Source organism: Wolbachia endosymbiont (group A) of Myopa testacea, assembly GCF_964027115.1.
Classification (GTDB): Bacteria; Pseudomonadota; Alphaproteobacteria; order Rickettsiales; family Anaplasmataceae; genus Wolbachia.
The window spans coordinates 966,421-986,063 of sequence record NZ_OZ034729.1 but is presented as its reverse complement, the minus strand read 5'-3'; the positions used below and the strand labels follow the sequence as shown (position 1 = coordinate 986,063).

General features: G+C 35.9%; 21 protein-coding genes. 16 read left to right on the top strand and 5 right to left on the bottom strand.

The features are described 5' to 3' along the window. Positions 1-5: 5 nt before the first annotated feature. The 13 genes from AAGD91_RS04910 (at position 6) to AAGD91_RS04850 (ending at position 13,159) form a co-directional block, all read left to right on the top strand. The gene (locus tag AAGD91_RS04910) at positions 6-260 is read left to right on the top strand and encodes a PAAR domain-containing protein (RefSeq protein ID WP_341820834.1); all 255 of its coding nucleotides are present in this window, start codon (positions 6-8) and stop codon (positions 258-260) included. 4 nt (positions 261-264) lie between these two features. After that, positions 265-600, top strand: a complete 336-nt coding sequence (locus AAGD91_RS04905) for a GPW/gp25 family protein (protein ID WP_341820833.1) — start codon at positions 265-267, stop codon at positions 598-600. A 2-nt stretch (positions 601-602) separates the two neighbouring features. Further along, positions 603-1,394: a baseplate J/gp47 family protein gene (locus AAGD91_RS04900; RefSeq protein ID WP_341820832.1), complete on the top strand. Its 792-nt coding sequence runs from the start codon at positions 603-605 to the stop codon at positions 1,392-1,394. Beyond that, a complete protein-coding gene (locus AAGD91_RS04895; protein WP_341820831.1) occupies positions 1,394-2,554 on the top strand; it encodes a phage tail protein in 1,161 nt (386 codons plus the stop codon). The genes AAGD91_RS04900 and AAGD91_RS04895 overlap by 1 nt, the downstream gene beginning before the upstream one ends. Before the next feature lie 194 nt (positions 2,555-2,748). Beyond that, positions 2,749-3,303, top strand: coding sequence for an ankyrin repeat domain-containing protein (locus AAGD91_RS04890; RefSeq protein WP_341820830.1), 555 nt, complete (start codon positions 2,749-2,751; stop codon positions 3,301-3,303). A gap of 212 nt (positions 3,304-3,515) precedes the next feature. After that, on the top strand, positions 3,516-3,740 hold the full coding sequence (locus AAGD91_RS04885; protein ID WP_341820829.1) for a hypothetical protein: 225 nt from the start codon (positions 3,516-3,518) through the stop codon (positions 3,738-3,740). Positions 3,741-4,024: 284 nt separating this feature from the next. Next, positions 4,025-5,938 carry an excinuclease ABC subunit UvrB gene (uvrB, locus tag AAGD91_RS04880; protein ID WP_341820828.1) on the top strand — a complete coding sequence of 638 codons (1,914 nt, stop codon included), beginning with the start codon at positions 4,025-4,027 and terminating at the stop codon, positions 5,936-5,938. A 195-nt stretch (positions 5,939-6,133) separates the two neighbouring features. After that, the gene (locus AAGD91_RS04875) at positions 6,134-7,741 is read left to right on the top strand and encodes an ankyrin repeat domain-containing protein (protein WP_341820827.1); all 1,608 of its coding nucleotides are present in this window, start codon (positions 6,134-6,136) and stop codon (positions 7,739-7,741) included. 608 nt (positions 7,742-8,349) lie between these two features. After that, complete coding sequence (locus AAGD91_RS04870; protein ID WP_341820826.1) at positions 8,350-9,729, top strand: hypothetical protein; 1,380 nt, start codon at positions 8,350-8,352, stop codon at positions 9,727-9,729. 53 nt (positions 9,730-9,782) lie between these two features. Further along, a complete protein-coding gene (locus AAGD91_RS04865; protein WP_341820825.1) occupies positions 9,783-10,001 on the top strand; it encodes a hypothetical protein in 219 nt (72 codons plus the stop codon). A 21-nt stretch (positions 10,002-10,022) separates the two neighbouring features. Continuing rightward, on the top strand, positions 10,023-10,211 hold the full coding sequence (locus AAGD91_RS04860) for a hypothetical protein (RefSeq protein ID WP_341820824.1): 189 nt from the start codon (positions 10,023-10,025) through the stop codon (positions 10,209-10,211). Between the two features lie 37 nt (positions 10,212-10,248). Then, entirely contained in the window at positions 10,249-11,577 is a 1,329-nt protein-coding gene (locus tag AAGD91_RS04855) for a hypothetical protein (RefSeq protein ID WP_341820823.1), read from the top strand. A 121-nt stretch (positions 11,578-11,698) separates the two neighbouring features. Beyond that, positions 11,699-13,159: a hypothetical protein gene (locus tag AAGD91_RS04850; RefSeq protein ID WP_341820822.1), complete on the top strand. Its 1,461-nt coding sequence runs from the start codon at positions 11,699-11,701 to the stop codon at positions 13,157-13,159. Positions 13,160-13,169: 10 nt separating this feature from the next. Here AAGD91_RS04850 and terL read toward each other — a convergent pair whose 3' ends face one another. Continuing rightward, complete coding sequence (gene terL, locus AAGD91_RS04845) at positions 13,170-14,600, bottom strand: phage terminase large subunit (RefSeq protein WP_341820821.1); 1,431 nt, start codon at positions 14,598-14,600, stop codon at positions 13,170-13,172. A gap of 60 nt (positions 14,601-14,660) precedes the next feature. Here terL and AAGD91_RS04840 point away from each other — a divergent pair, with 60 nt between their 5' ends. The 3 genes from AAGD91_RS04840 to AAGD91_RS04830 all read left to right on the top strand — a co-directional run bounded on the left by AAGD91_RS04840 (position 14,661) and on the right by AAGD91_RS04830 (position 15,768). Further along, complete coding sequence (locus AAGD91_RS04840) at positions 14,661-14,849, top strand: hypothetical protein (protein WP_341820820.1); 189 nt, start codon at positions 14,661-14,663, stop codon at positions 14,847-14,849. Between the two features lie 27 nt (positions 14,850-14,876). Further along, complete coding sequence (locus AAGD91_RS04835) at positions 14,877-15,341, top strand: hypothetical protein (RefSeq protein WP_341820819.1); 465 nt, start codon at positions 14,877-14,879, stop codon at positions 15,339-15,341. 133 nt (positions 15,342-15,474) lie between these two features. After that, positions 15,475-15,768: a hypothetical protein gene (locus AAGD91_RS04830; protein ID WP_341820818.1), complete on the top strand. Its 294-nt coding sequence runs from the start codon at positions 15,475-15,477 to the stop codon at positions 15,766-15,768. A 37-nt stretch (positions 15,769-15,805) separates the two neighbouring features. Here AAGD91_RS04830 and AAGD91_RS04825 read toward each other — a convergent pair whose 3' ends face one another. From AAGD91_RS04825 to AAGD91_RS04810, 4 genes are all read right to left on the bottom strand, one after another. Beyond that, a complete protein-coding gene (locus AAGD91_RS04825; protein ID WP_341820817.1) occupies positions 15,806-17,290 on the bottom strand; it encodes a DegQ family serine endoprotease in 1,485 nt (494 codons plus the stop codon). Positions 17,291-17,293: 3 nt separating this feature from the next. Beyond that, positions 17,294-18,166, bottom strand: coding sequence for a protease modulator HflC (locus tag AAGD91_RS04820; protein ID WP_341820816.1), 873 nt, complete (start codon positions 18,164-18,166; stop codon positions 17,294-17,296). Positions 18,167-18,168: 2 nt separating this feature from the next. Then, positions 18,169-19,203, bottom strand: a complete 1,035-nt coding sequence (hflK, locus tag AAGD91_RS04815; protein ID WP_341820815.1) for an FtsH protease activity modulator HflK — start codon at positions 19,201-19,203, stop codon at positions 18,169-18,171. Between the two features lie 82 nt (positions 19,204-19,285). Then, entirely contained in the window at positions 19,286-19,501 is a 216-nt protein-coding gene (locus tag AAGD91_RS04810) for a hypothetical protein (RefSeq protein ID WP_264687826.1), read from the bottom strand. Positions 19,502-19,643: the final 142 nt, after the last annotated feature.

Genomic DNA, 19,643 nt, shown 5'->3' with positions numbered 1-19,643 from the left:
AAGGAATGAATAAATCAGTTATATGCCTAGGAGATCACTGCGGGGAAGCGTTGCCGCATTTTTGTATAAGTGGAAGCAGAGATATATTTGTAAACGGAAGACCAGTTTGTCGGCAAGGAGATAGTTTTACAGAAGGTAAGGTAATGGCACAAGGGTCAAAAACAGTGTTTGCAAATGGTCATGGTATAGGAAGAGTTGGAGATACAGTTTCCTGTGGATTTAAGGTAATGAGCGGAAGTAGCAGCGTTTTTTCTGGATAAAGATATGAAGGGAATGAGTGCTGAAACAGGTAAGGAATTAGAAGATTTGGAACATTTAAAACAATCAATTACTGATATTTTAACCACTCCTATTGGATCACGTATTATGAGAAGAGAGTATGGTTCTCGATTATTTGAATTAGTAGATAAGCCAGTAAATCGTGATTTTACATTAGAAATTTACGCAGCAACCGCTGAGGCATTGCAGAAATGGGAAAAGAGGCTCAAACTGGAAAAGGTAAAAATTACAGAGGTAAAAGAAGGGAAAGTCACAATTTCTTTGGATGGGATTTATCTACCAAATGGGGAAAAGATTCGCTTTGATGGAGTTGTGGTATAAAGATGGAGCAGCCTAACATTATTGAGCCACTGAACTTCGAAGAAATCTTTTCACGTATGAAGGAGGAGTTGATACGTCGAGACTCAAGTTTCACAGCATTGGTAGAAAATGATCCAGCAATAAAGATTTTGGAAGTGGCAGCCTGGAGAGAGCTTTTGGTGAGACAAAGAATAAACGAAGCGGTAAAAAGTAATTTACTTAAGTTTGCGACGGGAAACGATCTTGATAATTTAGCTGAATTTTACGGAGTTGAAAGAGAAAAAGAAGAAGATGACGAACGTTTTAGGAAAAGGATTAAAGCAAAGATAGTTGGCTGGTCAACAGGAGGAAATTATCGGTATTATGCATTATCAGCAGATACGAGAGTAAAAGATGCATTAGTAGAATCACATGTACCAGGAAAAGTACAAGTTTCAATCTTATCCACAGAATTATCCACAACTGGCATACCCCCAGAAGAATTACTAGAAATTGTCAGAAATCAGCTAAACAGGGAGGATGTGAGGATTTTAACAGATACAATTGAAGTGGTAAGTTGCAATATTATAGAAATAGATATCCACAGTAAAATTAGCATTAAAAGACCAGATATTATTGAAACGGTGAAGAAGCAATTTATAGAAAAATTTGAAACAACGAAAAGATTAGGATGGAAAGTAACGAAATCATGGATTATAGCCAACCTGTTTGTGGATGGGGTAGAAAACGTGGAATTAATCGAGCCAAGAGAGCATGTTGTGGTACTGGGGAATGAGTGTGCTTTCTTAAAAAGTTTAAATGTTGAGTTGAATTAATGCTATTACCACCAAACGCAACAAAGCAAGAAAAAGCGCTGATTGATGGAATCGATTACAAAGTAAACCCAAGCTGTGTAAAAGGATTTAAATTTAGCCCAGGGGAAAAAGTATTGCCGTGGATAATAGAGGAATATGGGTTAGAAGAGATTCTGCGTTGGGCAAAAGAGAAAAGAAGAGCGATAAAAGAAGGGGTAGAATTTCAGCGTTTAAGAGGAACACCAGCGTTACTAAAAATAGCATTAAAATGGGCAAATATAGAAGATATTACAATTATTGAAGAGCCACCCGGAGAACACTTTTTTGAATTACAGATAGGGATAAAAGATGTTCCAAAAGACTTCTTTGTTGATGCAGTAGTAGAACTAGCAAAACTATCATTACCTGCAAGATCACAGCTAATGAGGCTTTTCAATGACCACTATAATATTGGAAGATTTATTTTAGATGAAAGTTTTTTTTGCAGTTTGTTATCGGATTATTCAGGGGTAAAAATAGAAAAAGATAGGCCAGTGTTGTCATTTGGAAGAGTAAATTTTTTCATGTCTCATGGTCCAGTTATTAGGATTGTAGAAAACTATCTACGCGATCATTATGAGCAGGCATTAAGTAATGATCTGTATAGGCTAGATGTAGCAATCCTTGGAGAAACCGAGCCTCACACAAAGAATTATAACGGTATTTATGAAAGAAGTCATCAGTGGAATAATTTAAAAACGTTATATCCTCTACCACAGAGCTTATTACCTGAGATTAAGTTTGCTAAAGCGCAGATAGTATTATCGGACAGTTGGAGTTTAGGAAAAATAAACGCATGTTTTCCAGTTGGTGGTGTGGAAGAAAAAGGAAGTAAATTTTTACTAGGAAGTAGTAAACTGTCTGAAGAACTGTGGAACTTAAAGTACAAGCCAATTTTAGAAAGATTTAGCGTTACTCATCATTACAAGGTAGAGAATTTTACTGGTCAGAGGATTACAAGATATAGTTTAGCAGAACACAATATTCATTATGAAAGCGATTTAGATTCAAAACAAAAGGATGCAATACATGAACCGGAAAATTACATTTTAGTGTTTTACCCAGGTGTACTAACATGGCACGAACGTCGTCATTTAAACAGAAGTTGGGAAGAGACGCAAGTTATATGTTTAATACGCTAAATACTTATATTTATATCTTCATATATTACATTAACATTCGGTAAAAATGTGTGTTTTTTGAAAAAAAGAAGTTACTTTTCCATGCCAAAACAGCTATAAATTAGGTAGGTGTAGGTAAACATAAGAAATTGATCTTGCACTGAAGTGAGCCAAATTGGCGACTTTATGTATGTTTTTATAGTGGGGTAACTAAAATGTTCAATTTAAATAAAAGACTGGAAAAATTAAAGGAGAATTCATTTAGAAAAATAGATGAGAGAGGAGAAGATGGTAACACTGTGTTGCATTTAGCAGCATACCTTTCTGATATAAAGTTACTAATAAGAAAGGGAGCAAAAGTAAATATAGAAAACAATAGCGGAGAAACACCATTACACCTAGCAGCATTCTATGGAAAGGTAGAGAATGTAAAAGTACTGTTGGAAGAAGGAGCATATGTAAATGCTAGAAACGGTAAGAGAAATACGGCATTACATTATGCGAGCCTAATGGGATATGAAGAGACGGTAAGGGAGTTAATAAAAGCAGGGTCAAATGTTAATACTGGGAACTACATAGGAAGGACCCCCCTACATGAAGCAGTATTTATGAGGGAAATAGGGAACGTGAGAGCAATATTAGAGGGAGGAGGAGAAGTAAATGCGAGAGACCAAAAAGGATATACACCAATAGATCTAGCATATGTGGCAAATAGTGAGGAAATAATGAGAGAGTTAGTAGCGAAGCAGAAGGTTATGGAAGTTGATTGAGAAAAGGAAGGAAATGGTGGAAAAGGAGGTGTTGTCATTAGAGAGAAAACCGTTGGCAGAGCTGAGGGAAAAGGCACAATTATTTAATGATTTGGGAGAGTGCTCAATTGATGAAAGATAGCGGATGCAGCTATGTGTTTCCAAAATTGTGCATAAAAGTAAAACAAAACGAAGGTTAACAGTTGCGTCTTTTTCGGAAGAGTAATGGATTTATGGAAAAAAGGAGTGCCCGAACTATAAAAATATTTACAGGAGAAACAATGAGAAAAAAGGTATTAACTGTAACTTGTCGATATGAGCCTGATGAGTTAGCAGATAAACGCTTATCGGATGTATACGGGCAACTGATAGAGAGATTGATAAAGAGAAAAAAAGAAAATAGAGAGAAAGAAACAAATGAAAGTAGTGAGTTTATATGCGAGAGTGTCATCGTGTAAAAAATTAAGCATAGTACGCCAAATACAAGTTTTCTTGTCGTTTTAATCTGCACAGATTGTGAAGTTAAATGAAATAGCTTCAGTTTCATGATAAGGGGGCTGGCGGAGTTTGTCAAGGAAGTTTTTCGTTTCTATTCCCAATAAAAGTTTGTTATATGGTTATGCAAGAAGTCTATTGTTGGTTAATGTTTTATGCCTTTACGGAAAGTTTATAGCTATACAACTTATCTTAAAAGCAATATAGTGTTCACTATGCAATGAATCAAAGATAGTAAGTAAAGTCTATGAAATTTCAAATCACTACACATTTTCAACCCGCTGGAGATCAACCGCAGGCAATCGATAGTTTAATTGCGGGGCTAAATAGCAATAAAAGAGACCAAGTTTTACTTGGGGTTACTGGTTCTGGGAAAACTTTCACTATGGCAAATGTTATAGCAAGGACAAACAGACCTGCGCTGATCATGGCACACAATAAAACCTTAGCAGCACAACTTTATGAGGAAATGAAAGGATTATTTCCCAATAATGCTGTTGGATATTTCATTTCTTATTATGATTACTATCAGCCCGAAGCTTATTTGCCGCAAACTGATACTTATATCGAAAAAGACTCTGCAATCAACGACAGAATTGACATGCTGCGTTATTCTGCCGTCTGCTCCCTCTTGGAGCGCAGGGACACGATCGTAGTTGCCAGTGTTTCTTGCATATACGGTCTTGGTTCGCCTGAAAGCTACCGCAGCATGACTATATCTTTAAGTGTTGGAGATAAAATTCATGTTAATGATTTCTTGAGTAACTTAGCTGATCTCCAATACAAGCGCTCTGATACCAGGTTTGAGAGAGGATATTTCAGAGTGCGTGGCGATATTATCGATATATTTCCTGCCTATTATGAAAATAAAGCTTGGCGTTTATCGCTGCTTGGTGATGAAATAGAAGAAATTTCTGAAATTGATGCTATAACGAGTAATATTACCAAAAGCCTAAATACAATCACCATTTTTCCAAACAGCTATCACATTACATCACCTGAGACTCTGTTGCAGACAGTTGAGCTAATCAAAAAAGAGCTGCATGAATGCTTGGATTATTACTACTTGCAAAACAAGATTGTTGAAGCAAAGCGCCTCGAGCAACGCACTAATTTTGATATTGAAATGATGAGAACAACAGGAATATGTAAAGGTATTGAAAATTATTCGCGTTATCTCTATGGAATGGAAGCTGGGGATCCACCGCCTACTTTGTTTGAATATTTACCCAAAGATGTAATTTTGTTTGTTGATGAAAGTCATGTCACCGTTCCTCAGATTGGTGCGATGTACAGTGGTAATGAGGTACGTAAAAAGAAATTGATTGACTATGGCTTCAGGCTTCCTTCTGCTTTTGATAACCGTCCATTAAAATTTGAAGAATGGGAGGAAGTTAGGCCGCAGACTATTTACATTTCAGCTACTCCCGGAAAGTATGAGTTAGCACAAACCAATAACGTATTTATAGAGCAAGTTATCCGTCCAACAGGGCTTACAGACCCAATCTGCATTGTGAAACCAATAGAGAGTCAAATTGATGATGTAATTCATGAGGCACAAGTGACAATAGGAAAGGGATTTTGTGTTTTAATCACTACACTGACAAAAAAAATGGCTGAAAATTTAGCTGAATATATGAGTGAATTAAATATGAGAGTGAGTTATTTGCATTCTGATATTGGTGCGCTGGAGAGAATAGAAATTATATGTAAATTAAGATCTAAAGAAATTGACGTTTTAGTAGGTGTTAACTTGCTTAGGGAAGGTCTTGATATTCCAGAGTGTGGTTTGGTTGCAATTTTAGATGCTGATAAAGAAGGATTTTTGCGATCAGAAACATCGCTCATTCAAACGATCGGTCGTGCTGCGCGTAATGCTGAAGGTAGAGTAATTTTGTATGCAGATAAAATCACTGGTTCTTTAGATCGTGCATTAAGAGAGACTGAAAGAAGAAGAAAAAAACAAGAAGAACATAATATATTGCACAATATTGTCCCGAAGACTATAATAAAACCTATATCAAACACCTTACAGGAGAGGGCAATAGCAGAACCAAAAGTAAATACTAATAAGGATGACTTGAGAAAGCAAATGATAGAGCATGCTGAAAATTTAGAGTTTGAAGAAGCAGCAAGAATAAAAAAATTATTGCAAGGTTAAGTAATATATGATGCTATGGGCATAGCATGAAAGTGTAAACAACTAAACTTCCACTATTCTTCTTTTTATTTTAACTCATCTTTTTGAGACTTTTGACAATTTCTTAGAACTGAAGAAGAAAAAGGGTATTTTTTTATTGACTTACCTGTGTATTACGGTAATCACTGAAGAATTAGTGAGTAATGGTTATAGAATATGAATGGTGGGGTACCAAACAAGGGATTAAATAAGGAATTATATGATATTTCAGATCAGTCACCAAACACTAAAAATCTACGTGATATTTTAGATCAGTTAGTAAGCAATAGCAATTCATTAGGCGATTACAATTATATTCAACATATAATGTTTCTTCTACAAGCAGGAGCTGATCCAAATACAAAAGGCCAAGATGGAAAAACTCCGTTAGATTATTTAAATGAAGAATTACGTGGCATTTTAAATTTGTTAGAAAGCAATAGCAATTTATTAGGCGATTACAATTATACTCAATATATAATGTTTCTTCTAGGAGCAGGAGCTAATCCAAATACACAAACCCGAAATGGAAAAACTCTGTTACATTACGTTGCTGAACGTAACGATATTGGCGGTATAAGGTATTTTTTAGGAGTAATAAAAGCTGATCCAAATGTGCAAGATCAAAGTGGAAAGACTCCATTTGAATATGTTACTGAACGTGAGTGCCGTCAAGCTATTAAGGATTTGGGTTATGATTTAGATGATTCTCATGAAAATGAAGGGAATCCGACAACACCTGATGGTTCGGTAGGTGAAAGTAATGATTGTTCAAATAGCTCTGGTGATGATAGTCAGATAGAGTCTGTTAAATTGAGTGATTGTAACACAGAAGAAGATTCAAACTATAGTTCAAGTGATAATCTTTGTAATGATGATAAAAATGACAATGAAAAAGGTGATAAAGAAACTGTAACAAGTTTAATACTTGAAGAAATAGAAGGTGTTCTTAGTAATCGTGTGAAACCACGCGATGGAACCAAAGAGTATATAGGGAGGGTTAATGATATTACCGACCAAGACGATGAAGATAAAGATGAAGCTTTAGACATCATAGAAAGCATCACTAGTAATTTATTGTTAGAAGGTGGGAAAGCAAAAGAAGAATTTTTCTCCAGCGGTAGCGATACTGAGCTAGCACAAAATTATAGATCTGATTATATACGTAATCCCGGTGAGAAATGTGGAGAAATTGAAAACAAGCTAATAAGTATAGCATATGAAGGTATTGTAGGCAGAGATAGACAAGCTCAAAAGGGGAAGCTAGAGGCAGTGAAGATAGATAATCAATGTTTTTATATGAAATATTCACAAGATAGTATTATTGAACCTGCGAAAATCTTAAACCATGAAAAAGTTAAAGAGTTAAATTTAAAAGTTGGCATAATTCAAATTGGGGAGAATATAGTAAGAGTTGAAGGTACAAAAGATGGAAAAAGAAATTACACAGATGTCTTAGAAAGTAGCATTAAAATGTCTTTTACCACTGAGGTAGGAGAGATTAGTATTTATCTAAGTCCTAGTAAGGAAGGTGGTAATAAAATAGAAGTAGAAATTGATGATGAGAGCGAAGCAAGGCTTAACAAGTTAAAAGCTGAGAAGAAAAGTTTAGGAGAAAACTGTCTTTTGGGAGGAAAAAGTGTTCTGGAAGCTATAGAAGATAAAGGTTTTAAGAAAAATGGTAATGTACCTACAGAGTCAATCGAGACTATTAAGGATGTTCCATTTACTGATTTTACGCAAGCTTGTTCGCAGCAAATTAACACAAGAGCTAAAGGCAAATAGCGATCTACCCATTATTGAAATTGTGCCACACAATAATAAGCTCACTCAAAATTGTTCCGATTTGGCAGGGTTATTTTGCCGCACCAAGCGGTATGGCTTTTAGTATGAGATTTTAATGTTTCCGGAAGCTCGCCACAGTGGATAGTACAGTATTTACAATGGGTGAAAAAATTAACACCAGTGCTTTCAGGGTCAGGCCCAACCCTACTTAAGTGGCTAAGATATATCTAACGTAGGATAGTAACCTTTATCTTTGCTTTCTGACAGTCTTTGTTGATACTCGTTTATCAGCCTTTCAGGCTCGTTCAATACACTCTGAATACAATATGTTGCACAAGTTATGCTAGAGAGTATAATAAAACTTATATCAAATACTTTACAAGAAAAAGTAGTGGTAGAGGCAAAAGTGAACATTAATAAGAAGGAAAGCGCATGCTAAAGCTTGAAAAAGCAGCAAGAATAAAAATATTATTGAAAGGTTAAATGGCGTATGATAGAATACATATAGTATAAAAATATAAATAATTTTATTGACATCTTTACGTTAACACTTCTTAAATATTTAGTACTGTAGAATTAAATTATTAAGTTTTATGAAGGGAGTAAAAATGGTAGAAAGCTTTTCAGGTAACAATAAAGACAGTAATTTTATTGAGGGGACAAAAATAATGGAAAATTTTTCAGATAATAACGAAAACGGTAGCTCGATCTTCCAAGGAAAAATCAGGGAGCAAGATTTCTCTGCGGAGCAGAAGTTAAATGAACTGAAAGCAGCTATAGAGAAGCTTGACAGACAAGATTTGCTCAGAAGGCTCGAGTGTGAGCGTCAGGCTTCTAGTTGTATCGATGAAATATCATCTCAAGCAGAGCTACATATCGAAGATGGTGACGAGGGCTACTGCGATTGTGAAAAACCACTGGGAGATTTCTGGAGTTTCTTTGAACCTCTCTTCAACCTCTTTGAAGTAGATGTAGATGATCCGAAAATCTACCAAATGCTCAAGGAGAAGAAGGAAAAAAACCTGATTGCTACGATAATTAATTTTTTGCGTAATAAGCTTAAGAAGTTAATCAAGAAGATTTTTGCACGCGATTTAAGTTTCGATCAGAGGTTGGACAAAGAGATAAAAGAATTGGAAGAAAAATTATTCGGTGGTGGTTTATCTCCGGAAGAGGAAATGGCAATACTAGAAAGATTGGAAGCGCTGAGAGGACTAAAATTGAAACTTCAGATGTTCCTGGTTGGATTGGCTATCACAGCTTTTGCTGAGATTTTTGGAGTCGAACTAACAGCTATAGTAGAGGCATCTACAGAAGAAGATAAAAAAGCAGAAAAAACATCATTAAAGGAAGAAGCAATTAAAGAAGTTCGTGAAAACGTAGAAATGAAGGTAGATGAAAGAGAAAAACCTAAAGTGCCAGTTTCCCTTTTTGAAATTTCACCCGGATTTGTAAGGCCGGTTGTTCTGAGCAAACCAGAACTTGATCTTTTACCAAAACCTATAATGCCTCCTATATTTAAAGAGGTTAATGAAAATCGCGAGATAAAAGAAACAAAACCAAAAGTGGAAGAAAAGAAAAAAGCGGAACCGAAGAAAGAGGTGTGTCCACCGAAACTTCCAAAGCAGCCTGTAACGGAGACGGGGCAGGTGATAGGGGAGCCTTATGGATGCGATAGTGATTGGAGAAGACATAGAAATTTAAGTACCTACGTAAGCACTCCAAATCAACCTACTCCAGGGTCTGTTTCTAACGGAAAAGCTCTAGAGCAATCTAATCAAGCTAGTGGGAGTGCTATAGAAAAATCTGCTTCTAATATAGGGGCTAAAAAGCAATTTGTTGAGAGATTTGATTTTACAGTTGGTTTTTGGAATGGTCCTGGGAATGAAAGTTCTGTAAGTAATGCTCAACCACCAGGAAGATTTACTGATGATGTAAAAGTTGATGAACATGTAAAAACTCAGTCAGTAGAAGGACATCGTAAATAGGGTAGCTAGATCCCAGTGCCCAGACACTGGGATGACAAGAAGAGGGCACTGAGATGACGTCTTATGGTTATAGCTCTAGGATGATATCCTATGGTATTTGGTATGACATAAAGAAACACGAGTGTCATTCAGCGTCTTTTTTTGTCATTCCAGCGCGTGATGATGGAATCTTGAAAGTTGAGTTTTATGAAAAAGGAGCGAATAAAATTTATACTAAAAAATATAAAAAAGTGCTTGCACTACAATTTATTTTTAGTATATTAGTTACATAATATTTTTACTTGGAAGTAAATATGCATAGTGGTAATGATAAAAAAGGTTTTGATGCTGAAAAGTGGAAACGTGAAAATACAGCACCAGGTGGTGGAAAATTACTTTCGGTGGAAAAAGAAAGGTTTGATGATCATCGTGATACAGCCAGGAAAATAGAAGAAAGGAAGCATCAGTTTAAGCAGTCTGGTAGTCCTATGGAACGTAAGTAAAGGGTAGTTGTTGTAATTTAAAAATGTGGAGGTTGGTATGCCTAATAGAGAAACAGTAAGAGCATTGGTTAGTGCTTTTAATGTACATAATTATGCTCGTAATACAGTTAAAACTAATTTTACGCTCCAAAGCAAGGGCAAGAAGGACTATATCGTAGTCTCATTTGATAAAGGTATGTATAAGTATCAGTGTAGCAGTTATCTGGACAGTATAAAAAGGAAGATAATACGTGAATTCTACGCCATTGAGGAAAGTAATGATGCAGAAATATTGGATACAGCTAAGCTAATTTTTGATGTTAATTCTTTTCCGTTTAATATCAGTAAAGGAGACTGGTCTTGGGATAAACAGCATGGGTTTAAGTTTGAGGCACCTATAAATCAGGGCGTGATTTTTAATTTTAAGTCTCATTTGGCTTTTTCACTTAAAAAAGATGTCCAAGAAGATATGTCAATTTATATAACTGCTAAAACGTTCGACAAGAAAAAGTATTTATGGTGTGGTGAATTTGATAATAAAGGATTACGTCAGCAATTTGAGGGCATGTTTTTATCAAGGATGGAGAATAGATATGGGTATAGGAGTGTTTTTAAGAAGTCTCTGAAGGTTGAAGGCAATAGTGTATATATCAAGGATGTTTTTGATGACGCTCGTTTTATTGATAGTGTAACACGGCATGTTGCATGGCTTAAAGGTATGGGTCTCCAGGATAATAGTAAAAATTATAGTAAAGTAAAAGCATTTAAAGATTTGATAATAGAATTTATTGATCAATCAACAGGATTGATAGTGGCTGGCTTTATTCGTAATTTCCCTTTAAATGAAAAAACAGCTAAAATTCTTATACCTGTTGTATTAGATAATGGAGAGCCTAGGGTATTAACAAGTGAAGAAGCTCTTAAACTAAATTATGCATTCAATTATGCTGTATTTAATAATCTTTATAGTAAAGTTCAAGCAGAATTACCAATAAATGGAAGCAGTGGGATATATGGCATAGACTTTTCTAATAAAGAAATTTCTCACTGTGTGATAACTAAAATAATAGAAAGCTCTGTAATCAACAAAGACCATAAACTGGCCATTGACCCTGAGCTTCATTTTCGAGCATTGTCGCCTGTGCAGTCGCCATTCAATTCTCCTATACATGTACGACCGAGTGGACTAAGAACACCGCCTAGACAAAGGCAAGAAGACAGAGATAGTGGTGATGATAGTAATTCACCTCCGAAACCTAAGGATTCTGTTGCACATTCTTCAAGTGGTGATCCAGGGCCATCGACTGAACTGTCAGATATGGAATGGGAGTTTCCCTCGCGGAGTCAGAATGTAGCATTAAAGGATTCTCCCATGCGAGGATCGTAAAGAAGTTCTGTTGCTCCCTGCAGACCCGTTAGATGTTCCTGGAACGAGTGGAGAACTCCCGCCACGGTCACATCTGAGTTCTACTGCAGTTAGTTGTGTTGTTCAAGGGCCATCTTCATCAGTGCAATCTGTAGGTGCTGCTCAAAATGTGCGAGCAGGGATTAGTGCTTCGTTTCAGCCAATGGAACGTTGGTCATTACCGTTTTTTTATGCACAAAGTAGTGATATTAGTGTTCCACGATTCCAGCCACCGACACAGTTGAGTTCTAGTGGACCTTCATCATGGAAAGGTGCTGCTAAAAATGTGCAAGCAAGTACTAGTACTTGGACTCAGCCAATGGACTCTCGGTTATCACAAGGCACATCCGGAAATAAATGGCAGCTGCCACTGCAACTTCCTGTACCAGGACTTAGTGGTTTATCATGGAAAGGTGCTAATGAAAGCACGTCAATAGGGAATAGTACTTGGTGTTTGCCATCATCGACTTCTTTTCTTACGACAAGGAATGATTTAATGTCCTCAAGTCTTGGGGTTTTTGCAGATTCTCCAAGTGTTAAAGGTAAGGAGAGCATTTTTAGTGTGGAACCTGAAAAACAGCAAGTTACTGATAAAAGCGTACAAGGGGCTTGTGGTGGATCTCCGAAGAAACAAAATAAAATTCAACAATTTTTTAGAGACTTGTCGATAAGGCATAGTAAGTCTAACGGTAAAGCAACAAAAGATGTTCTGCAGTTTGATAAGGAAACATTCTCATCTTTTTCTCCTGGAATGCAGAAGGTACTATCTTTACCTCTTTCTATTGATATGATACGCAATCTATGCTTACATTTGCCTATTGGGAGACGGGAGGAGCTAATAATATTAGCTTGTTCTGAAAAAGTGAAAAAATCACACTCAAGTCCTGAGGGGATTGAGCGACTACTCTCATCTCTTCTTCTTGAGGAGCAGGAAATATGCTCACTTCTTTTTTTTCCTGATAAGCAAAATAAAATATATGTAGATCTTTCTCCTGGCGCAAGGAAGCAAGTGGTCTTATTTTGGGAGGTCCTTAGAGGACGAGGAGTTAGTTGTTACGCTTCTACAAGTTCTGAAGAGAGTGGTTTAGGGTCACCGCAGAACCTGTCAATAGGTGATAAACTTGGAAATATGCTTAGTAAATTATCAAGTTCTATTCAAAATCTATTCACAAACCCGGCTTCTCCTACGCATAAAGGCGTGCCAGGTGGACTAAACCAGCACCAGAAGGAGGAACTATACAAAGTTTTTTCTCCTAAGATGAAGAAGAAGCTAGTCTCCGGCTCTTTGCCTCTTGGGTACGAGAAGTTACTATACTTACTTTATGTTGATAAGAGAGAGGTGCGCTTACTTCTTTCTAATCCTAAGGCAAAAGAGCAAGTGTGCTCAGTTCTTCCTCCTGAGAAGATGGAGCAAGTACAATCAGATTCTACTGAGGAGATATTATGCTTACTTCAAAAGCTCTTTAGTGATCAAGAAATTAGTGATGGCTTTCTTATAAGTTCTAAGGTAGATTCTCCTAAGTCCGAGCAACTATTTGCACGAGAAAAAAAGGAGTTTTTGTAAGCGGTTGTACCTAATCCACCGTTCTCAGCCACCCAAGCGTTTTATTAGGGTTGGGGCCAAAGTCCCTGACCCTGAAAGCACTGGTGTTAGTTTTTCTCATCCATTGCAGATATTGCACCGTACTGTCCACCTGATCATCATAACGGGCTTCTGGGAACATTAAAATTTCGTACTCGAAATCGCTGAGCCATACCGCTTGCTGTGGCAGAAAAACCCTGCCAGACTCTATAATTGGAACAATTTGATAAAATCGAGTGAGTTTGTCATTGTGTGGCACTATTTCAATAATCGGTAGATCGCTATTTGCCTTTAGCTCTTGTGTTAATTGCTGACCACTCGTTTTTGCTTCAATCAAAATTGCGTGTGGTGCCCATCTTGCAGCTAGTGACAGAACTTGCTCTTTAAGCTTTGGATGCTCAAGCTTTGCTCGATATACATCAAGTAAATAGAATTTATTATCTATTTTTGCCCAGGTGGTGCAGACACTAAAGTCGCTGGAATCGTTTGTTGAAACTGCAGTGTCCCAGCTTTGCGTTACATATGAGGGATTATCAGGAAAATTTCTATAGCGCTTTAGCCACTCTTGTTTTATTATACCACTTGAAAGCGGCAGGGGGTTTTGTTGATATTGAGCAGCAAAAGCGTAACTCCCAAGTTCAACTTTTATCATCTCAACTTCTTCTCTTCCTCCCTCCAGGGGATATAATAACTCATTCTCTTCTCTTGAATATAAACCTTTTTCTTGTGTCGTAATTGAGTCGATTATCTCCACTTTTTCAGAAATCATTGGCAAACAAATGTGATGCCATATGTTTTTTGGCTTAGATAAGAGGTGCCCAGTTAAGTCTTCCAGGTGCAGCCTGTGCATAACAAGCACAATTACTCCTTTTTTCCTATCGTTGAGCCTCGTTACCAAAGTCTGATCGAACCAGTTTGTGGCACGCTTTCTAAACGTTTTACTCAAAGCTTGGGTAGGGTTAAGCGGATCATCCACAATAATAAAATCACCACCTTCACCTGTTAACGTCCCTCCAACTGATGTTGCGATTCTAAATCCTCTCTGCACTGTTTGGAATTTATATTTAGTGTTCTGGTCTTTGGATAATTTTACCTCTGGGAATAGCTCTTTATACCAATCAGATTGCATTATGCACCTGGTATCAAGCGAGTGCTTTTCGCTGAGCAGCCGAGAATAACTTGCAACTATTATTCTTGCAGTTGGCTGATTTCCCATTATCCATGCGGGCCACGCAACGCTTATGCACATGGACTTCATTGAACGCGGAGGCATATTGAATATTATGCGCCTTACTTCGCCAGCATTCGCTGCTTTCAGCCTGTCTGCTATGACTTTTATGTACTGATAATCATTATACTCACATCCCGGCACCACCGTTTGAAAGCGCAGTTCAATGAATTTTAAAAAGTTGATTTTATTCATGAGGATTTACTCTTTTAAAGATTTTATGTATTATGAAATTGATGTATTGAGAATTAAGGTATGACAGCAACGGAAAGAATGAACACTAAGGAAGAGTTCATAAAAACTCGAAATGGGATGAAAATCCAGACAATAACACTTCCTGGTAAAAATATAGATCAAAACAATAATCAAAGTGAAAAACATCTAATATATTTTATTGGCGGGAATAGAGCGTTAAAATCTAGCAAAGATTATACCAAAAACTAGGATTGGGCTACAGATCAAGGTATTACTGTGCATCTCTTTAATTATCCTGGACTTGGCTTAAGTAGAAACAGCTCATTGATACGTAGCAATATAGTTAAATCTGGTATAGAAGTTGTAACTCACTTATTGGAAAAAGGTATAAAACCAGATGATATTATATTGTTCGGGGACTGCCTGGGTGGACATGTAGCTGCAGAGGTTCATAAAAATTTTAAAGATAAGGATATACATTTGAGATGTATCGTTAGCAATGCTGCTAGTTCACTCAAACAAGCGTCTCTTTATTATTTTTGGTTCATAGCGAAATTAAAAATTTTTCTTGCTCCGATAATCAAATTAGTACTAAAGATTTTTGGTTGCCATTGGAAAACACACAAAATTATCAATGTAATTACTCCTTACATGATGTACTTCAATCGAGAGGGAGACAAGACGATTAAACAAACCAGCGCAGCTTGCGACAAAAATAGAAAGAATAGAGCAAAACGGTAGAGGGAAAGATTACCAAAAAAAAGAAATCTTTGAAGATTTTGAGGAATATGAAGAATTTTTCAAGCAACATACAATATTAAGAAGGAATGATGAATGTATTGATCCTAAAAAAGCTGATAAAGATGTACACAAATTGCCAATTACATGTTTAAAATCTTCCAATGAAGTTGGTTACACTTTTCCTGAGTTGATTCGTTTATATATTCAAAGGACAGATGAATATTTTGCTAAACATGGTTCACTAAATGATGAGAAGAAAGTTGAAGAGTTTAGAAGAAGTAAATTTTATGAAGATTTTTCTGGCTATACAAATTCAGAGAACTTCTTGCATAACCACGCTCACCCTTCGGAGTCATTCCAGCGCGTGAAGATGGAATCTAGAAAAAAAGAAGATAGATCCCAGTGTCGAGGGGGTGACAGGAAGTAACGCAAAATGTTGCCTTACAGAATAATCTGCAAGCCAGCTATTTCTTTAACTTTATTGAAGTAAAAAACTGATTTCCATTGCGGTAAATGAGCAACATTATTGAATCTTTACCGTTTTTCTTTACTGCTGAATCAACTTGTTTTTGAAAATCATTAGTATTTTCTATATCGGTTCCATCTAATTGGATAATAATGTCTCCTTTTTTAATACCACGCAGCGTGGCATTATTGTTACTATCTACATTAGTAACTATCACACCTTTTGTAGGATTACTTTCTTTTGATTCTTTTGGCAGGTTTGAAACAGTTAACCCAGTTATGTAATCGGATGTTGATTTATTTTCTTCTTGATTATTACCTTGACCATCATTTGCAGATTCTTCAATCACAACCTTAATATTGACCTCTTTCCCCTTTCTAAGTAACTTAATTTGTACTTTTTTTCCAGGTTCAGTTCTTGAAACCATTTGAGGCAGTTGTGTCATTCTATCAATTTTTTTATCATCAAATTCTAATAATATGTCACCCACCTTAATTCCACCTTTTTCTGCAGGGCTATCCTTTACTATACTTGCAACCAGTGCACCTTTTGTATCTTTTAAACCCAAAGACTCAGCAAATTCTTTCGTTATAGGCTGAACTTGCACACCAAGCCAACCATGTTTTATTTTTTTGCCACTTTTTAATGTGTCAATAATTGACATAGCTAAATTAGATGGTATAGCAAAGCCTATACCCACGTTACCGCCAGACTCAGATGGGGAATAGATAGCGGTGTTAATGCCTATAACTTTTCCATTTAAATCAAATAATGGCCCTCCAGAGTTGCCTCTATTAATTGCAGCATCAGTTTGAATAAATTCATTCATAGTGCCGATACTAATGTCTCTGGACCTTGCAGATATAATTCCTGTGCTTACAGAGCTACCCAAACCAAATGGGTTACCTATTGCAATAACTGTATCGCCAACCCTTGCTGTATCAGAATTACCAAATGCAACAAAAGGAAGATCTTTATTAGAATGAACCTTAAGCACAGCAAGATCAGTTCTTGCATCATAGCCTAAAACTTCTGCTTTGAAATAAGTATTATCGTTCATAGTAACTGTGATATCTTGGGCGTTTTTAATAACGTGATAATTGGTTACTATAGTTCCACCTTTATCTATAATAAACCCAGAACCAAGCAATACCACCTCTCTGTTAACACTAGGACCCCTATCCATAAAAAACTGATCAAAATGCTCAAAAAATTCTCTAAAATCATCAAAGAAATTATTTCTTGGCATAAAAGGGATTTTAGTTCTATTGTTACTTTCTTGTTTGATTATTTGTTCGCTTGAAATATTTACAACCGCAGGAATGAGTTCTTCCACTAAATCGGCAAGTCCTTGATTACAGTTACATGAAGTAGTACTAGCATCAACGACCTTTTTTGCATTCCAATCAAACATATTAGCGTATGAAGAAAACGCAATTAGAAAATATGCAAATATAGATAAAATAAATGCCTTACTTTTCATAAATTATTTCCATCCTTTGTTTAAAATATCTAAAAAGTTATTGTTTGGTGAAAGTACAAATTTAGTATTATTTTCAGCAAATGATTTACTGTAAGCGCTCATAGAGCGATAAAAGTTAAAAAACTCTTCATCAACCTTAAATGCCTCATTATAAATTCTAGTTGCTTCAGCATAACCACGGCCCCTTATTTCATATGATTCTTTTACTGCACTGGAGATAATTTCCCTTTTTAATTTATCAGCTTTTGATCTAACTTCCTGCCCAGCTTGCTCTCCTTCTGCTCTAATTTCTTTTGCTTCTTTTTCCCTTTCAGTTTGCATACGGCGAAATATTGCAGAACTATTTTCTTCTGGTAAATCTGCTCTCTTAATTCTTACGTCTATTATTTCTATGCCAAATTTTTCAGCTTCAGAATAAACTCCACGCTGAATCAATTGCATAACCTCTGATCTTTTTTCGTTCAACAAACTAATCAACGAAAATCTGCCTATATTTTCTCTTATGTGTGCTTCTATAACCGGATACAATCTTCTAACCAGCCCTGATTCATTCCTCACAGCCTGGTAAAAAGTAACAGGATTTGTTATTTTATATTTTGCATACGCATCTACTATAATACGTTTTTGATCCGCTGTTATCACTTCCCTTGGGATCTTATCAGGACTTAAATCTAAAACTCTTTTATCAAGAAACTCTACACTGTTTATGAATGGTAACTTAAAATATAAGCCACTTTCCCTAACATCTCTTACAACTTTACCGAGTTGTATAACTATCGCTTGCTTTGTTTCTTGCACAACAAATATTGAATTAAATAAAACAATCAATAAAACAACAAATACAGAAACAAAAATAATTTTAATATTACTACTCATGGTTATTTCCCTAAATTTGTAAGAGGTAAATAAGAAAACATACCTTTCAGATCATCAGTTACAACAACTTTGTCTACCTTACTGAAAATATTTTCCATAGTTTCAAGATAAATACGATTCTTAACGAGAGAAGGATTCTGTCTATATTCCTCATAAAGAGATAAAAAGCGATTTGCATTACCTTTTGCTTCATTTATTACTTCATTCTCATATGCCTCTGCATCTAATTTTATCTTTATCGCTTCACCCTTTGCTCGAGGTATAATATCGTTATTATAAGCATATGCTTCGTTTATAGTACGCTCTTTGTCTGCACGAGCACTTTGTACATCTCTAAACGAACTGATTACTTTTTCTGGTGGATCAATTTTTTTCATTTGAACAGATAAAATCTCTATGCCCATTTGGTATCCATCAAGAATCTGCTGCAATAGAATTCTAGTATCTCTAGAAATTTCTGGTCTGCCTTGACCAAGTGCAAAAGAGATCGTGTTTTTACCTATTATTTCTCTCATGGCACTTTCAGCAGCATTTTTAACACTGAAACCGGTTTTGTAATCCCGCACTTTGAATAAATAGTCCTTAGCATCTCTAATGCGCCACTGAACCTCGAAGTTAACGTTGACTATATTTTCATCTCCAGTTAGCATCACACCTTCACTGCGATCTGTGTCTCGCCCATAAGAATTACTTACCCCAATTTCTTCACGATTTACTTCCTTAACATTCACTTTAAAAACCTTGCCAATAGGGTAGGGGAAGTGATAACGCAAACCAGGTGTTTCTGTATTAGAATATTTACCAAAAGTAAGTTCTATACTTTCCTCACTAGGATGGACAATATAAAAGCCATTGCAAGCATAGAACAGTAAAATAATGAAAATGATGAAATAAGGTTTTTTGCCCCTGTTTCTGGTTAATCCATTAAGAAAGAACCTTACATCAGATACAGCTTTACTTAAAATATCTTCATTATTAGGAGTTTTGTTCCCTACCGATTTCTTTCCCAAATTCCAAGGATTATTCTCATCAAACATAATGATTGATTCTATAATTAATACGCTAATATTACTTCTTTAATAAGAAAATGCAAACATAAATTGCTATTTTATTTACAAATTAATCATCAGGATGGAAAACATGATCGTACACTTCCTTTTCTCTATGTAGTATGGTCGACTCTATAGAATTTTCTGGCTTTTTTTTGAATTCTTTGTTGTCACTCTTTAAGTGCACTACGTCTTCGTGAAAATGGGAATTATACCTAAATAGTAAAGCTATTATTATTAAAGTTATAACAGCCAAAAAGATGAGTGCCCTTTTTATGCACCTCATAAATACTCCGGCTTCTTGACCTAATTTTCTACGCTTCCAAAAAACGCGTCAAGCAGAATTATTCAAAGACAAGTGAACATTAACAGCCAAATTAACACTAACTTAAGAATCGAGGGTGTACAATATGAATATATTTAATTAA

Coding starts and splice junctions, on each gene's coding strand:
- AAGD91_RS04810 (WP_264687826.1), bottom strand. CDS start 19,501: ATGAGGTGCATAAAAAGGGCACTCATCTTTTTGGCTGTTATAACTTTA.
- AAGD91_RS04895 (WP_341820831.1), top strand. CDS start 1,394: ATGCTATTACCACCAAACGCAACAAAGCAAGAAAAAGCGCTGATTGAT.
- AAGD91_RS04820 (WP_341820816.1), bottom strand. CDS start 18,166: ATGAGTAGTAATATTAAAATTATTTTTGTTTCTGTATTTGTTGTTTTA.
- AAGD91_RS04910 (WP_341820834.1), top strand. CDS start 6: ATGAATAAATCAGTTATATGCCTAGGAGATCACTGCGGGGAAGCGTTG.
- AAGD91_RS04885 (WP_341820829.1), top strand. CDS start 3,516: ATGGAAAAAAGGAGTGCCCGAACTATAAAAATATTTACAGGAGAAACA.
- AAGD91_RS04890 (WP_341820830.1), top strand. CDS start 2,749: ATGTTCAATTTAAATAAAAGACTGGAAAAATTAAAGGAGAATTCATTT.
- AAGD91_RS04875 (WP_341820827.1), top strand. CDS start 6,134: ATGAATGGTGGGGTACCAAACAAGGGATTAAATAAGGAATTATATGAT.
- AAGD91_RS04865 (WP_341820825.1), top strand. CDS start 9,783: ATGACGTCTTATGGTTATAGCTCTAGGATGATATCCTATGGTATTTGG.
- AAGD91_RS04860 (WP_341820824.1), top strand. CDS start 10,023: ATGCATAGTGGTAATGATAAAAAAGGTTTTGATGCTGAAAAGTGGAAA.
- AAGD91_RS04855 (WP_341820823.1), top strand. CDS start 10,249: ATGCCTAATAGAGAAACAGTAAGAGCATTGGTTAGTGCTTTTAATGTA.
- AAGD91_RS04825 (WP_341820817.1), bottom strand. CDS start 17,290: ATGAAAAGTAAGGCATTTATTTTATCTATATTTGCATATTTTCTAATT.
- hflK (WP_341820815.1), bottom strand. CDS start 19,203: ATGTTTGATGAGAATAATCCTTGGAATTTGGGAAAGAAATCGGTAGGG.
- uvrB (WP_341820828.1), top strand. CDS start 4,025: ATGAAATTTCAAATCACTACACATTTTCAACCCGCTGGAGATCAACCG.
- terL (WP_341820821.1), bottom strand. CDS start 14,600: ATGAATAAAATCAACTTTTTAAAATTCATTGAACTGCGCTTTCAAACG.
- AAGD91_RS04840 (WP_341820820.1), top strand. CDS start 14,661: ATGACAGCAACGGAAAGAATGAACACTAAGGAAGAGTTCATAAAAACT.
- AAGD91_RS04870 (WP_341820826.1), top strand. CDS start 8,350: ATGGTAGAAAGCTTTTCAGGTAACAATAAAGACAGTAATTTTATTGAG.
- AAGD91_RS04900 (WP_341820832.1), top strand. CDS start 603: ATGGAGCAGCCTAACATTATTGAGCCACTGAACTTCGAAGAAATCTTT.
- AAGD91_RS04905 (WP_341820833.1), top strand. CDS start 265: ATGAAGGGAATGAGTGCTGAAACAGGTAAGGAATTAGAAGATTTGGAA.